Genomic DNA, 15,023 nt, shown 5'->3' on the forward strand with positions numbered 1-15,023 from the left:
CGGTTATCAAGGCAGGCGCGCCTGTGCATGGAACTGCCCTTCCTTCATAACTATATTTTTTCTTATATAGATAATCGCGAGCTAACAAGACCCGCGACGGGAGGTCGGCGGTCGCCACAAGATTCGCCGCGGCCCCGCACAGACGCGTAAAGCTCGACGCGTGTCAGTTTGCCACTGGAAACCCCCCGCCAGCTCTGCTAACCGCCGCTCCACTGCACCCGTAGCTCAGCTGGATAGAGCGCTGCCCTCCGAAGGCAGAGGCCACAGGTTCGAATCCTGTCGGGTGCACCATCTTTTCAAATACTTGGCGGCAACCCGCCCGATCGACAAAAGACCGAGCAGATGCGCGCAACAGGCAAGGAACGCCGTCGTGGGATGCCGGGCGAACGGGACCTGCGGACAATGGTGACGCTGAAACGAAGAACGGCGCCGCAAAGGAGGTTCAGGGCGGCGGGATGAATGGCAGGCACGGCCGTTGAATGCCCGCAGGAGGGCCACTGGGGCCGCAAGGACGATCGTATCCACCTCACAGGCGTCATGGAAATTTCCAGCAAATGCGGCAGTTTGCGAGTTTGCCCCCGTGCGACCGTCATCGTCGGCGCCCTGCCCCTTGCAATTGCGGACAATCCCTTCCAAATGCGCGGGCGTTTTGAGGCGCCAACGGGCCGGACGAATCCATGAACTTGACTCACCCCTTTCGTGATGCCGACGGGGACAAGCTGCACGAAGAGTGCGGCATTTTCGGCGTTATCGGAGCACGGGATGCGGCTAATATCGCCGCGGCCGGGCTCCATTCCCTCCAGCATCGCGGGCAGGAGGCAGTGGGAATCACCAGCTTTTCGGGCAGCGAATTCCACTCGCACCGGGGCCTGGGCCATGTGGCGCAAGTGTTTTCGCAGCATGAGCTGGACACCCTGCCCGGCATGATGGCCTCCGGCCATGTGCGCTATTCGACCACGGGCGGCTCGGGCCTGCGCAATGTGCAGCCGCTCTTCGCCGACCTTGCCGCCGGCGGCTTCGCGATCGCCCACAACGGCAACATCTCCAACGCGATGACGCTCAAGCGCGATCTCGTGTCCAAGGGTTCCATCTTCCAGTCGACTTCCGACACCGAGGTTATCATCCACCTCGTCGCGACCAGTCGCTATCCCACCCTGCTCGATCGCTTCATCGATGCGCTGCGCATGGTGGAAGGGGCCTACTCGCTGATCTGCATGACGCCCGAAGGCATGATCGCCTGCCGCGATCCACTGGGTATCCGCCCGCTGGTGATGGGCCGGCTCGGCGATGCCATTGTCTTCGCCAGCGAGACGGTCGCGCTCGACGTGATCGGCGCCGAATTCACCCGCGCGGTCGAGCCGGGCGAACTGGTCCAGGTCGACCACAAGGGCACGATCTCCAGCCACCGCCCGTTCGGCTCGATTGCCCCGCGCCCCTGCATTTTCGAGCACGTCTATTTCAGCCGCCCGGATTCGGTGATGGACGGCCGCTCGGTCTATGCGGTGCGCAAGCAGATCGGCGTCGAGCTGGCCAAGGAAGCGATCGCCGATGCCGACGTGGTCATTCCCGTGCCCGACAGCGGCGTGCCGGCCGCAATCGGATATGCGCAGGAATCGGGCATTCCCTTCGAACTGGGGATCATCCGTTCGCACTACGTGGGCCGCACGTTCATCCAGCCCGGCGAGCAGGCGCGCCACGCGGACGTGAAGCGCAAGCACAATGCCAACCGCGCCATCGTGGAAGGCAAGAAGATCATCCTGATCGACGATTCGATCGTGCGCGGCACGACCTCCAAGAAGATCGTCGAGATGATGCGCGATGCCGGTGCCGTGGAAGTGCACATGCGCATCGCCAGCCCGCCGACCGAACACTCGTGCTTCTACGGCGTCGACACCCCCGAACGTTCCAAGCTGCTGGCGGCGACCATGGATACGGCGGCCATGGCCGCGTTCATCAAGGCGGACAGCCTTGCCTTCGTATCGATCGACGGGCTCTATCGCGCGGTGGGCGAAATCCAGCGCAACGCCAAATGCCCGCAGTTCTGCGACGCCTGCTTCTCGGGCGAGTACCCGACCAAGCTGACCGACTTTTCCGAGCGATTCGCCTCCGAACTCAATGCCGCGTGAGGATGAGGAGACGGGCGGCGTGACCGATAAGTCCTTCGCGGATCAGGTGGCGCTGGTCACTGGATCGAGCCGCGGCATCGGCGCGGCAACCGCCCTGGCGCTGGCGGCGGCGGGCGCCCACGTCGTGCTCACCGGGCGTGATACCAAGGCGCTCGAAGCCGTGGAGGAGCGGATCTACCAGTCGGGCGGCTCGGCCACGATCGCCCCGGTCGATCTCGTCGAGCCGGACGGCATCGCGCGCCTGGCAACGGCGGTCTCGCAGCGCTGGGACAGGCTCGACATCCTTGTCATCAACGCCGCGATCCTGCCTGAACTGACCAGCGTCGCCGACATCGACCAGAAGGCCTTCAACAAGGCGCTGACCACCAACGTGCTCGCCACGCAGGCCTTGATCGCCAATTTCGACCCGCTGCTGCGGAAGAGCGCAAACGCGCGCGTCATCGGCATGACAAGCTCGCAATCGAGCAAGCCCCGCGCCTTCTGGGGTGCCTATGCCGCCACCAAGGCCGCTTTCGAGGTTCTGCTCGACTGCTATGCGCAGGAAGTCGCCAAGGTCTCGAAAATACGCGTCGCCATCGTCAATCCCGGCGCCACCCGCACCGCCATGCGCGCCCGCGCCTATCCGGGCGAGGCGCCCGAGTCGGTCAAGCCCCCGGAAGTGGTTGCCGGTCGGCTGGTCGCCCTGCTTGGTGAACAATTCGTCACGGGCCACCGCGAGTCCGTTAACCAACCTGTTTAAGGCGGAAGTAACCGCCCGCTGACATCCTTGCCGAAAGGCCGGCGCCGTGGAGACGCCGCCAACGCTCGGGACACAAGTGACGATGGTCCACACCCAGCAGGAGAAGTACGCGGCGGCGGCACAGGAAGATCGCAGCGCCCACCGCGTCAAGATTTCGATCCCGGCAACGCTGCGTCCCTCGGGCTCGAAGGGATTCCAGACGGCGGTCCGGGACTTGTCGCTGTCCGGCTTTTCGGCCACGGCGATGACCCGGATCCATCCCGGCACTTACTGCTGGCTGACGCTGCCGGGAATGGAGTCGCTCGCCGCCAAGGTGGTGTGGTGGGACAACGGCCTGGTCGGCGGCGCATTCGAGTCGCTGCTCAGCCCGATCGTGCTGGACAACATCCTCACCCGCTGGCGCGGAGACGGCCAGTTCAATCCGGGCGTTTGATATCCTGGGCAGATGACGTCAGGAACGCGCAGAGACTTTCACGCTGTTCATCGCCCCAGCGCTGTACCCCCGCATGGGATGCCTTGTGGGCGGCCATCGCGTGGCCCATCAGGTCGATCCTGCCTTCGCCATCGAACTGCTTGCGCATCAATTCCTCGAAGATTCTCTCTATCTCGACCCGATCCGTCGTATCCAACGCGCGCATCTCGGGCGCGATCCGCGTCTGATAGTCGCGCGCCAGCCGCGTATATTCCTGCTCCAGCGCGTCGGTCCAACCGGCCGCGCGCAGGGCATCGCGCCGCGCGGCGCTACACCAGGCCTGGATCACGTCGGTAATCGCACCGGGAGCCTTGCTGGTGTCCCAGGCCATCGCTTCGACCACCTCGACATAGTCGGCGATATCCGGGCCGGGTTCCGCCGCAAGAGCAAGCCCGCGGATCGCGGCCCGCCAGGCTTCGGCAGGGACTTCGCCCACCTGGCTGTCTTTCACCAGCTGGACTACGGTGCGCGCCGGTTCATGAACCGCGCTCCCCTCCAGCCGCGTCGCGAGCGTACTTTCCCAGCGATCGATCAGCCAGGCGCAAGCGATGCCCCCGGTCGGCTTGTCGAGCGGCAACGCCTCGATGACCGTGGCCACGAACTCCGTCCGCGCCGGCGATGTCGCCATGTCCGACAGCGCCGCGATGAGACGCACCAGCACCGGATCCAGGACATATTCCTGAACGATCACTGCGAAACGCTCCTCTATCGCGGCGCTGTTCAGCCAGATCCGCGTAAGCGCGCCATTCGCCCGAATATCGCTGAGGAGTTCATCGCGCTTGCGCACGGACCCGCGAAAGGCAGGCGCGGCGGCCATCAGTTCGCCTCCTCGATATATTGCTCGAACTTGGCGAGCAGCTTGCCGCGCGAGTGCTGCCCCATCAGCCGCTCCTTCACCTCGCCGTCCTTCATCAAGATGAGAGTCGGGACGCCCCGCACCTCGAACCGTTTGGCAAGATCGGGATTGTCATCGACATCGATCTTGAGAATCCTGCCGCGCCCCGCGACAGCGGCGGCGACATCTTCAAGCGCTGGAAGTAGCGCCTTGCACGGCGCGCACCAGCTCGCCGTGAAATCGAGAAGCACTGGAAGATCGGAGCGGATCGCCTGAACTTCGAAATCGCTGTCGCTGATCGACACAAGGTTTGACACAATCATCCTCCTGAATAGATTAGAAAATCTTGAATTCCGCGTAGGCACGAGCAGCACGGACGACCGCGCCTACGGCGTGGTCGTTGCATCTGGCCCGGGCGACGGCGTTAAGCGGAGAACATCACTTCGCGCGCACTGCGCAGGATCTCCATCGACTCGGTCCCCATCAAAGCCGGTGCCCCTGCGCATCGATATGCACCGCGTCCAATCCAGCCATATGGACCGGATCGCCCACCACGACCCAGCTGTAGCGATCCGGTTCGCCCAGCAGCGCAACCACTCGCGCAAGATCGTGTGCGGTCACGGCAAGTAGTCGGGCCTCGCTCTCACCGTGCCAGTCGTCGGGCAGATCGAAGGCGATCTGCTCGATCACCGCATCCGCCACCGCCCGGTTGGACGCCCAGGTGCTCGGGAGACGGACCAGCAAGGCTCGCCGCGCATCCTCCATCTCCTCGTCGGTGATCGGCCGCTCCCGTGACAGGCCGCGCAGTTCGGCCTCGATCTCGGCGAGGGCATCGAGCGTGCGTGCCGCCTCGACTTCGGCGGCGATGCGGAAGTTTCCGATCTTGGGGCTGACGGCGATCCTGCTGGAGATCCCATAAGTCCAGCCACGACGCTCACGCAGGTTGGCGTTGAGGCGCGATCCGAAGCTGCCTCCGAACAGGTTGTTGAAGAGGTCGAGCGCGACATCGTCCTGCCGGATCGCCGGTGAAGCCATCGCGATGTTCAGCGCGGTCTGCGCGCCGCCGCGCCGCTCGATCATGAAGCGACCGGGCTGCGGGGTCCATATCGATGGAGCGCCGTCGGGCCCGCCGTCCCGCGCGGTCCAGCCGCCAAGGGCACCTTCAACCAGCGTGACCAGTTCCGCCATGGCAATGTCGCCGACGACAACCAGCGTCGCCTGCGCCGGATCGAGCCACTGGCGGTGCCGTGCCATCATCATATGGCGCGTCAACCCGGTAAGGCTGTCCGGCGTTCCGGTCGCCGATCGCCCGAAGGCATGCCCGGCTCCATAAATCAAAGGCCGCGACGCCAGGTCCGCCGCCGACGCCGGCTTGACCGTCGCGCCCAGTGCTTGCGCGATGTGCCGGTCCAGCAGCAGGCTAATCTCATTCTCCGGGAAACTGGCTTCCAACAACAGTTCCGCAAGCAGGTCCAACGCTATACCCGCCTGATCCTTGAGCGCGTTCATCGACAGGATGGCGCTGTCGTGGCGAACGTCCACGCCATATTTTATGCCCGTCTCGGCCCATGTTTCCGACAGCATGTGCTTGGTCCGCCGCGCCGTGCCCCGATCGAGCGCGGCCAGCGCCATGCGCGAGAGCCCTTCCGCTCCCACCGGATCGAGCGTCGCGCCCCCTTGCAGGTACAGCGCCATCTCCACCGATTGCGTTTGCGGGCGGCGCACGAAGCGGATTGTCAGGCCATTGGCCAGCGTCACGCGCTCGACCGCCGGAAAGCCCGGCGCGGAAGTCCGTCCGACCGGGGGCGCGACCGAGCGCATGGCAGGATCCTGCAGCGGCTGCACCGCCGCGAACGGCTGCACGTCCAGCACGACCGCCGGACGCGACAGCCAACGTTCGGCAACCGCGCGAACATCGTCCGGTGCGGCCCGCTCGCGGGCTTCGATTTGCTCCATGTAGCCATCCGGGCTTCCGAAGGTCATCATGCTCGACGCCAGCAGTTCGGTCTTCCCGCTCAGATTGTCCAGCATGCGGAGCATATTGAACCGGGTCGTCCGGCGGACGCGGTCGAGTTCGTCGGGCGTCGGGCCTGCCTTGGCGAGATGCGCCACCTCTTCCAGGATCGCGTGCTCCACCATCGCTGCGTCGACGCCGGGCGCGAGCGTCGCGACGATATAGAATTCACTGCTGAGGTAACGGGCGTCCAGCTGCGCCGCCACGCCGATGCACAGCCGGTCCCGGTCGACCAGGCGGCGCATGAGGCGGCTGTGCGAGCCTCCCGAGAGCATGGCCGCAACCGAATGGAGCAATGCCGCATCGATATCCGCGGCGGGCGGAGCGGACCAGATCATGTACAGGCGCCGATGCGGCACGCGGTCCTGCAACATTACCCGTACCGGTTCCCGGGCATCGGGCAGCCACCGGGTCACGCGTTGAACCGGAGGGCCGGGCGGCATGGCTCCGAACCAATGCTCGACCTTTTCCAGGGCCTCGTCGAAACCGATGTCGCCGGCGATCACCAGCACTGCGTTGGCGGCGCCGTACCAGCGACCGTACCAGTCGGCGACGGTAGCCATGTTCGCTTTGTCGAGATCCTCGAAGGACCCGAGCACGGTGTGGCCATAGGGGTGGTCCCGGGGATAGAGGGAAGTAGCGATCGCATCGATAACGCCGCCATAGGGCGCGCCTTCGCGCTCGCGCTTCTCGTTCTTGACCACCGACAGTTCGTCGGCAAGGGTCGCCGCGTCGATGCCGCCGAGCAAATGGCCCATCCGATCGGACTCCATCCACAACAACTGGTCGATCGCCGCGCTGGGCACGACCTGATAGTAGTTCGTCCGATCCGGGCTCGTCGTGCCGTTGATGCCGATCCCGCCCAGTTCGCGAAGCATGGCGTGCCAGCTTTTCCTGCGGTTCGCGCTTGCCTTGAACATCAGATGCTCGAAGAGATGCGCGAAACCGGTTCGTCCGGCCGGCTCGTCCTTGGACCCGACGTTGAAACGCAACTGGGTCGCGATCAGGGGATGCCGGCGATCCTCATGCACGACGAGGGTCAGCCCGTTGGGCAATGTCGCCGTCCGGAAGTCGATCGTCGGCCACCCGCCTTCATTGCAGGCTTCACGATCGGCGGAAGCGCCGATCAATGCATTCGTCGTCATGTTTCAAGCTTTCGTTTCGGCGCCGCGAAGGATCAGCGTCGTTTCACGACAGAATAGTCGATTGCGAATATGCGGGCGATCCGATCACCCCTGACACTGTCCGGGGGAGCCGGATATGGCCCTGCCCGCCGGGCGAGTTCCAGTGTTTCGGCGTCGAGCTGCGCGAACCCCATGCTCTGCTTCACCATGGCTTCGACCAGTCGTCCCTTGCGGTCCACGACCAGGCGCAGCAGGACCGTGTCCTGCTGGCCCGCACGCTGGGCCCCGGCGGGATAACGCTTGCTCCGCGCGAGCCGGGCGGCGATCCGTTCTTCCCAAGTCTGCTCGGCGTCGCTCGGCGGGGCCTCGTTTTCGCCTTCCACCGGCGCCTGGCTCTTGTTCTTTGGTGCCATGACCGTCTGCGGCGCGGTCGTCTCACGCGCTTCGTTCGCCGCGACCCTGGTTTCGACCGGCTTGGCCTGCGATTTGGGCGGGAGCACGAAGTCCGGCTTGAGCGCGGCGTTCACGAGCGGCGGCGGGTTGATCTTCATCGGTGTCGGCACTGGGGTCGGCTTCGGGGTCGCCTCGACCTGCTTGGGCCCCGGCGCGGCCTCTTCCGGCGGCGCCATGGCCGCCTCCGGCATGGCCGCGAGTTCGACCGTCATCGCGGCGGGCGGCGGCATGTCCGACGGCGCATCGCCAAACTGCCAATCGACCATCATCAAACCGGCCAACACCACGTGAAGCGCCAGCGAGGTGAGAAACGGACGGCGCCATGAGCGAGGGTGCAATTCGTGCAGCCGGCGAGGAGTGTCCCCATCAATCTCGCCTTTCAAGTGGGCTCGCTTTCGTTTCATGCGGGGAAAATCCGGCCTCGGCTCCGCCGATTCCACGCCGCGATAAGGGAATGTCGGCTCCAGGCTCGACGCCTCGGGCATGATCGGGGACGCGACAATGCTCATTGAGGCGCAGGCCCCGTTCCATCCTCGGTCACCAAGCCGACCTTCAGGTAATTGGCTTTGCGCAAGTCGTCCATCAATCCCATGATGTCGCCATAGTCGACACCCTTGTCCGCCCGCAGCAATATGCGCGCCTGCGTATCCCCCTTTGATGCACGCCCAAGTTCCGCCGCCAGCATCGACCGATCGATGGCCCGGTCGCCGATCGAGAGAGTCAGATCGTTTTGCAGGCTGAGGATGATCGGCTCCTGCGGATCGGGCTGCGCCGTCGCCGTCGACACCGGCAGATCGACCGGCACCGTGACGGTCGCCAGCGGGGCCGCGATCATGAAAATGATGAGAAGGACCAGGATAACATCGATGAAGGGAGTGATGTTGATCTCACTCATCTCCTCCATGTCGTCGCCGTCGCCTCCGAGCCTGATCGCCATGGTGTGCCCTTTCTTTTTTCTGTCTTCAGCTCGCGATCTTCAACCGGCCCACCTGCGCACGCTCGGCCTCGTGGCTCGCAAGACACGCCACCCGGACCGAAACATGATGCACGCGCCGCCGGAACTCCGCCATTCGGCGCGAGAAGATGTTGTAGACGAGCACGGCCGGAATGGCGGCGACAAGCCCCAGCCCCGTCGCGAGCAGAGCCTCGGCGATGCCCGGTGCCACCACCGCGAGGTTGGTTGTCTGCGCATGCGAAATGCCGATGAAGCTGTTCATGATGCCCCAGACGGTCCCGAAAAGTCCGACGAATGGCCCGGTCGCGCCGATCGAGGCCAGCACGCTGAAACCAGCGCGCATCGATTGCGCCGCGCTGCCTTCCACCGCGGCCAGCCGGATCGACAGGCGCTCCGTCATGGCGTCGACCGACCTGGCGTTGGACAGGTCGACGCAGCCCTTCACTTCCTCGCGGGCGGCGGCCAGCAATTCGGCGCTCGCAGCGCATCCCAGCGGCTCGACGCCATCCAGCGTCGCGGCTTCCGCCAGCGTCGCCTCGTCCATCGCGAGCGTGCGCGAGGCGCGGCGAAAGTCGTTGTGACGGGCGATGCAGATCGCCCAGGTGGTAATCGAGGCGCAGACAAGGAGCAGCATCACAGCCTTCACCACCCAGTCCGCGCCCAGGAACATCGACCAGGCCGTCATATCATTCGGCGTGACCGGCGCCTGGGTTGCCGCCAATGCCGGTACGGCAAGGAAGCCCGCGTTGGCCACGGCAACGACTGCGATCAAATATCTGCGCATCTCGACCTCGCTCGGATGGCGGCACCGCAGATGCGAGGCCGCCTTTCATATTCCAGTCAAACGAGCGGGGGCGATCGGAATCGCAAGCCATTGCAAATCTCTTGGCGCTAGGCTCGCCTTCTCTCTCCATGCGAGCAGCCAAAGGCAACACGGCAATCCAGGACGTTGGCCAAAAGCGGTTGGCTGGGTGGCTCGGTGCCGCCCTGGATTGCTTCGCTGGCTTCGCCGCCTGGCAACGACGATGGGATGGGGAAGTTCCGTAACGGTCAATGGAACTGGCATCAACGCATGCACGAATGCCGTGCATTCGATCGGGAAACCGCACCTTCGATCGGAATCGCCGCAATTGGATGATCCGGGAGAGATCGACGGGTCAGCGCAGGATGACGACCGGCCCCAGCCGGTTGAGCTTCAGCCCCTGCGACGATGCCAGGACATCGAGCCAGCTGTCGGTCCGCTCCAGGTCAATCACGGCGTTGATCCGCCGCTGCCCCGCCTCGCCGTTCAGAAGCACGGTACGCCCCTCGCGATAGCGGTCGAGTTCGGCCAGTACTTCCGCAAGCGGCCTGTCCTCCATGATGAGGCGGCCCCGCATCCAGGCCGTTGCCAGCGATGCCTCCACGGCGTGAATGCGCCCGAGGCCCTCGGTGCCGAACGATACCTGGTGATCCGGTGTCAGGAAGACGCTACGCGCACCCGAGGTGACCTCGACCCGGCCTCGCGTGACGGTAACGGTTGTCGCGCCGCCGCCATCGCGGCGCACGGAAAAGGCGGTTCCCAAGACACGCACGACACCGACATCCGTAGATACCACAAAGGGATGCGCGGGATCATGACGCACATCGAAATAAGCCTCGCCGCGTGCCAGTGTAACGTGCCGGACGCCATGGGCGAAATCAGTGTCGAGGGCAGTTCCAGGCCCCATCGTGATCCGGGTGCCGTCGGCAAGCGCAAGGTCGGTCGCTACGGTTCCCGCGCTCACATGGTCATATTGCCAGACCCGCACATATTGGGCGCCAATGCCCGCAAGGATCGCGAGCGAGGCCGCCATGGCCGCACGGCGATACGATCGAAAACGGCCCTGACGGGGCGGGGCAACGCCTTCTTCGCATGGCGGAACGGCGCCGGGCGATGCCGGCTCGGCCAGATCCTCGTCTGTCGACTGGGGCCAGCCGCTCGCCTCCTGCTGCGCGAGAATGGGCCCCAGGCCCGTCCACAGCCGCTGGGCGCGCTCATAGCTGACCGCGTTCTCGGAATCGGCTTGCCAATGGTCGAACTCGCGTCGATCCGCTTCGGTCGCATCGCCGGACGAGAAACGCACGACCCATCCCAGCGCCTCCTCCTCGGGATCGCGATTGGCGACACCGCGCCGATAGTTGTCGGAAGGGAAGAAGCCCATGGCACCTACACGATCCAGCGTTGCCGAAGTATCAATCGAGCATATCCAGCCCCCCTAGGGCGTCACGGCATCGTAAAAGCGCCTGCCGGACATATTTGTCAACCAGGCTCTTCGAAACACCAAGGTGCTGGGCGACTTCGACATGCGTCATGCCGTGCAACCGCACCAACACGAACATCTCGCGCGTAAGCTTGGGCAAACCGACAAGTACGGCCTCGATCTGCCGGGCCTTGTCGCTTGCCAATGCGTAAGCCTCGGGCGAGGTCGCCTGCTTGTCGAAGCTTTCGTAAACCGGCGCGAGATCGCCCAGGATGACCGTGCGACGCCCCTCCACGCGGACGTGATCGATCGCGAGATTGGACGCCATCCGCAAAAGATAGGCACGGGCATCCTGGCGATCCGGAAATTCGATCCCGTTCCGGCGACATTTGAGATAGACATCGTGGACCAGATCCGCGGCAAGATCGGATGACCCGACCCGGCGACGCATCACCCGTTCGACATCGCCGCGCGCTTCCAGGAACACGCTTTCAAGGCTGACGCGCCCAGCGGGCCTCAAGGCAGCCGCCCGAGGTTGAGCCAAGGTCTGTCAGGATATCGGTCCAATGCTACCCCCTGATGACAGTCGCCGGCGGTTGACGATTGCATGACGATGCTGCGCCGCACCAAAGCTTGTCAACGGGTATATTTTCGATTTCGATTTGCTACCTGCACCCCTTCCCAGTCGTTGGAAGAATGGACGCGCATTCGTTCTCGCTGCGTGACGGCGTCCGCAGGGAGTGGAAGCATGGAAAAATCCTTTTTGCGGATGGTCGGCGCTGCCTTCGTCTCGGTGACGCTGGCCACGTGCGGCCCCGCGAATCACGAAATCGTGCGCACGGAGCCGACGTTCGATCTCAGCGAAATCCAGGCGCTCTCGGCACCCGTACGCGCCGGGACGCCCCCCACAACGACACCCCGGGCCCTGCGCAAGGATGCCCCGAAGCTTGCCCGGACTTACGCGGAAATGCTGCATCGCTTCGATAGCATCTATGGCGACGGGGTGGGTCCGGCCAAGCGCGCACCCAGCTATATCGCCTGCAAGCAGGCATTCGAGACCGTGCAAAAACGCATCGAAGCGGTTCCGGCAGCAGTGTCCGACGCCGACCTGGACACCGCTTGGGGATCGCTCATGTCGTGCCGGCACTTTGCCGATCGATGGTCCCGCGCGACGGAGATGGCCACGTTCGGAGAGGACTTGAAGACCCTCACATACGGGTCGATGCTGGTGCTGGGCTATGTCGCGAGCGCGAGCGGATCGACGCTGGGGCCGCGCTTCTTCACCGAAGCAGACAAAGGCAGCCAAGCACCGGGCGATACGGAACATGGGGAAAGCGGGCCGGCTGCGGGGCCGTGAACGACTGCATCCGACCGTTCTCGGCCTCGGGGGGAATCTTTCATCGTTAAGAAGCGGTGAAGCCGGCGAAGCGATCCTGGGCAAACCAACAGCTTGGGCCAACGCCCCGAATTCACGCCCCCGCGTGAACCGGCAATAGCCCGCTTTCGAGATCGACCCTGCGTGCCTTGCCGAGCGGCTCGATCGTGCTCGTCTCGACCGTTTCGGCATTCAGCAATTCCCACTCCCCGCCAGGCAGGAGCCGCAGCGCCCGATCGTGAAACTGGAGAATCGTCTCCCGATGGCCGACGCTGATGAAGGTGGTGCCGGTCTCGATCAGTGTCCGATAGAGTTTCGCCTCGGTCGGCACGTCGACCGCGCTCGTCGATTCGTCCAGAAAGACGAAACGCGGTTTCGATATCAGGATACGCGCGAACGAGATGCGCTGCTGCTCGCCCAGCGAGAACAGCTTGCCCCAGTCGCGCTGCGCGTCCAGTCCTCCCGCCTTCTCGATCAGGTCGGGCAGGCATACCCGCTCCAGCACGGACTGCAATTCCGTCTCGGTCAGGGACGCGCTGCCATGCGGATAGAGCAGTTGCGCGCGCAGGTCGCCCAGCATCATGTAGGGCTTCTGCGGCACGAACATCATGTCGTCGACATTCGGCATCGTCATGGCGCCCGATCCGCGCGTCCACAATCCCGCCATGGATCGCAGGATAGAGCTTTTGCCGACCCCGGTCTGGCCGATGATGATAAGGCTCTCCCCCGGATTGATCGAGAGCGAGACATCCTGTGCCAGCTTCTGCTCGCCGCCCGGCGTTTCGAAACAGGTCCTGTCGAGCGCGATGCGATCGCCGCGATGGATGCGGATCTGCCCCTCGTGCCGCGCCGCGTCGGCGTCCATCGCATCGAACCGCTCGACGATCTGCGCCAGCCGCACCACCCGCGGCGCGACGCCGGCAATGAACGGAATATAGTCCTGCAGCGACATGATCGAGGTGCGCATCTGCATCGCCGCGCCCGTGGCAAGCGCGATGACGCCGAATTCGATCTTGCCCGAAAAATACAGCGGATAGATGAGAAACAACGGCGCCAGAGTCCACAAGTCACCGAACAGGCGGGTGACGAAGCTGGTCTTGAACTGATAGTAATAGATGTCCATCTTGTTATGGACGACCCGTCGCAATCGCCCTTTGACCTGCTGCTCTTCCATGCCCTCGCCGCGGAAAAAGGCTATCGTCTCCGCATTGTCGCGCACGCGCAGCAAACCGAAGCGAAAGTCCGCCGCCGCCGCGACGGCATCGAAATTCTTGCGGATCAACGGCCAGTAGATGGCAGTCTGGATCGCGATGCCGGCCAGCGAATAAGTCAGCACGAAGGCGGTCATCGCCGTCGTCACCTGTGTCAGCAGCAAGCCATTGGTGACGACGCCCAGTATCGTGGCGAGCACGCGGGTAGGAAAGCTGAGAACGCCTTCGACGAACGGTTCGACATTGTCCTGGATGCGCTCATCCGGGTTATCGATGTCTTCCCGCGCGGCGATGTCATAATAGGTCTTGTTCGTCAGATACCGCGCGACCACCCATTCGGTGAGCCAGCGATACCACTGCATCTTCATCAGCATTTCGAGCAGGGCGAGGACCGTATCGTAGAGCCACTTGCCCAGCGCCAGGAAAAACAGCAGCCAGAACAGCGCGTGCCACTGTGCCTCGTCCCTGGCGACCAGCAGGTTCGCCTGCTGCGCAGTGATTTGCGCCACGCGATAATTGTAGAAGGCCCATAGCGGCCCGATCAGCAGCCCGAAGGCCAGCAGCACCCAGCTCTTCCAGTGGGCCTTGTCGGTCCAGTACGGCTTGGACAGGCGCCAGATGCGCCGCGCGAGGCGCGCGTCGAGGCGATAGTCTCGGGGATCGATCTTGATCGTCGCGGCGTCGGTCATGAAAGAGTGTGCATCCGGGCTGGGCTATGGATGTCCGAAAAACGAGTCCGCTGGGCGCGGATTGCAGGCCTTGACCGTCGGTCAGTAGCCATAGAAAGCCTTGGCATTGAGCTGGAAGCCGGGCTGGTCCTTCGCCACCAGCTCGTTGCCCTGCCGCCAGACGGAGAGGCCGGCCGCCTCCTCGCCCCGCCCGACTACGGCCATGCCCACCAGGACCACGCCGGCCGACGCGAAACGGCTGAGCGTGGCGGCCGCCTCCTTGTCCTTTCCTTCCGCGATGCGTCGCTGCATCGCGTCCCGGCACGCGGTCAGCGCACTGGCGACATCTCCGGCGGCAGCGGCGTTCGATCCGGCCGGGCGCGCCTGGAAGTCGCTGGCGGCGGCGAAAGCCGTGCGGCACCGGTCGCGGAGCGCCGCGGCATCGCCCGCCATCGCCGCCACGGCCTTGTCACCGTCCAGCTTCTTGCGCAGCCCGTCATACGTCGCGCGGTAAGTGCCCGACTGGCCCGCCGCCCAATCACGCCGGACATCCTTGTCGCGACGGACGTAGAACGACTGACTGGGAAGGCCGCTTTCGAGCGTGGCATAAGGATCGCCCGCCTTGGCCGCCTCGCGATCCTTGACCTGCTGCTCGAAATCGGCGCTCGGCGTGCTGTCGCAAGCCCCCAGACAAAGCGACAGCACGCCGAGCACCGCTCCACGAAGTCCATTCACGTTCGATCTCTCCGCTTGAAACATGGGCGATGGCGCAAGGTCCGCCGCCCCATGTGTCAAACGAGCCGGGCCGGACGATATAGCAAGACGGGAA

The 15,023-nt window shown here is 64.4% G+C and carries 15 protein-coding genes and 1 tRNA gene; 6 read left to right on the forward strand and 10 right to left on the reverse strand.

All coding sequences use genetic code 11. The annotated features are described in order from the left end of the window. The first annotated feature begins 214 nt into the window (after positions 1 to 214). From BM052_RS02965 to BM052_RS02980, 5 genes are all read left to right on the forward strand, one after another. Positions 215 to 291 (forward strand) — tRNA-Arg (locus tag BM052_RS02965). A gap of 168 nt (positions 292 to 459) precedes the next feature. Further along, entirely contained in the window at positions 460 to 681 is a 222-nt protein-coding gene (locus BM052_RS19340; protein WP_143084732.1) for a hypothetical protein, read from the forward strand. Beyond that, on the forward strand, positions 678 to 2,126 hold the full coding sequence (gene purF / locus BM052_RS02970; protein WP_091143092.1) for an amidophosphoribosyltransferase: 1,449 nt from the start codon (positions 678 to 680) through the stop codon (positions 2,124 to 2,126). The genes BM052_RS19340 and purF overlap by 4 nt, the downstream gene beginning before the upstream one ends. Continuing rightward, entirely contained in the window at positions 2,116 to 2,865 is a 750-nt protein-coding gene (locus BM052_RS02975) for an SDR family NAD(P)-dependent oxidoreductase (RefSeq protein WP_091143095.1), read from the forward strand. Before purF ends, BM052_RS02975 begins: the two co-directional genes overlap by 11 nt. Before the next feature lie 82 nt (positions 2,866 to 2,947). Continuing rightward, a complete protein-coding gene (locus BM052_RS02980) occupies positions 2,948 to 3,298 on the forward strand; it encodes a PilZ domain-containing protein (RefSeq protein WP_091143097.1) in 351 nt (116 codons plus the stop codon). On the opposite strand, the gene BM052_RS02985 is transcribed toward BM052_RS02980, so the two are convergent. The 8 genes from BM052_RS02985 to BM052_RS03020 all read right to left on the reverse strand — a co-directional run bounded on the left by BM052_RS02985 (position 3,282) and on the right by BM052_RS03020 (position 11,460). Further along, a complete protein-coding gene (locus tag BM052_RS02985; RefSeq protein WP_091143099.1) occupies positions 3,282 to 4,154 on the reverse strand; it encodes a hypothetical protein in 873 nt (290 codons plus the stop codon). The genes BM052_RS02980 and BM052_RS02985 overlap by 17 nt on opposite strands. After that, positions 4,154 to 4,489, reverse strand: coding sequence for a thioredoxin family protein (locus BM052_RS02990; protein WP_091143866.1), 336 nt, complete (start codon positions 4,487 to 4,489; stop codon positions 4,154 to 4,156). The genes BM052_RS02985 and BM052_RS02990 overlap by 1 nt, the downstream gene beginning before the upstream one ends. A gap of 166 nt (positions 4,490 to 4,655) precedes the next feature. After that, the gene (locus BM052_RS02995; RefSeq protein ID WP_091143101.1) at positions 4,656 to 7,331 is read right to left on the reverse strand and encodes a M16 family metallopeptidase; all 2,676 of its coding nucleotides are present in this window, start codon (positions 7,329 to 7,331) and stop codon (positions 4,656 to 4,658) included. Between the two features lie 32 nt (positions 7,332 to 7,363). After that, positions 7,364 to 8,146, reverse strand: a complete 783-nt coding sequence (locus tag BM052_RS03000) for an energy transducer TonB (RefSeq protein WP_177198304.1) — start codon at positions 8,144 to 8,146, stop codon at positions 7,364 to 7,366. Positions 8,147 to 8,268: 122 nt separating this feature from the next. Next, positions 8,269 to 8,700 (reverse strand): TonB system transport protein ExbD, encoded by a 432-nt coding sequence (gene exbD / locus BM052_RS03005; protein WP_091143105.1) that lies wholly within the window; start codon positions 8,698 to 8,700, stop codon positions 8,269 to 8,271. 25 nt (positions 8,701 to 8,725) lie between these two features. Next, positions 8,726 to 9,502, reverse strand: coding sequence for a tonB-system energizer ExbB (exbB, locus tag BM052_RS03010; RefSeq protein ID WP_218151507.1), 777 nt, complete (start codon positions 9,500 to 9,502; stop codon positions 8,726 to 8,728). Between the two features lie 373 nt (positions 9,503 to 9,875). Then, entirely contained in the window at positions 9,876 to 10,901 is a 1,026-nt protein-coding gene (locus tag BM052_RS03015; RefSeq protein WP_091143108.1) for a FecR family protein, read from the reverse strand. A gap of 31 nt (positions 10,902 to 10,932) precedes the next feature. Next, positions 10,933 to 11,460: an RNA polymerase sigma factor gene (locus tag BM052_RS03020; RefSeq protein WP_143084734.1), complete on the reverse strand. Its 528-nt coding sequence runs from the start codon at positions 11,458 to 11,460 to the stop codon at positions 10,933 to 10,935. Between the two features lie 87 nt (positions 11,461 to 11,547). Between BM052_RS03020 and BM052_RS03025 the strand changes: the two genes are divergently transcribed. After that, entirely contained in the window at positions 11,548 to 12,297 is a 750-nt protein-coding gene (locus BM052_RS03025) for a hypothetical protein (protein WP_143084735.1), read from the forward strand. A gap of 112 nt (positions 12,298 to 12,409) precedes the next feature. Here BM052_RS03025 and BM052_RS03030 read toward each other — a convergent pair whose 3' ends face one another. Next, complete coding sequence (locus BM052_RS03030; protein ID WP_091143113.1) at positions 12,410 to 14,215, reverse strand: ABC transporter ATP-binding protein/permease; 1,806 nt, start codon at positions 14,213 to 14,215, stop codon at positions 12,410 to 12,412. A gap of 81 nt (positions 14,216 to 14,296) precedes the next feature. Continuing rightward, positions 14,297 to 14,929: a hypothetical protein gene (locus tag BM052_RS03035; RefSeq protein WP_143084736.1), complete on the reverse strand. Its 633-nt coding sequence runs from the start codon at positions 14,927 to 14,929 to the stop codon at positions 14,297 to 14,299. Between the last annotated feature and the right edge of the window lie 94 nt (positions 14,930 to 15,023).

The sequence above is a fragment of the Novosphingobium sp. CF614 genome (assembly GCF_900113255.1).
In the GTDB taxonomy this organism is placed as follows: domain Bacteria; phylum Pseudomonadota; class Alphaproteobacteria; order Sphingomonadales; family Sphingomonadaceae; genus Novosphingobium.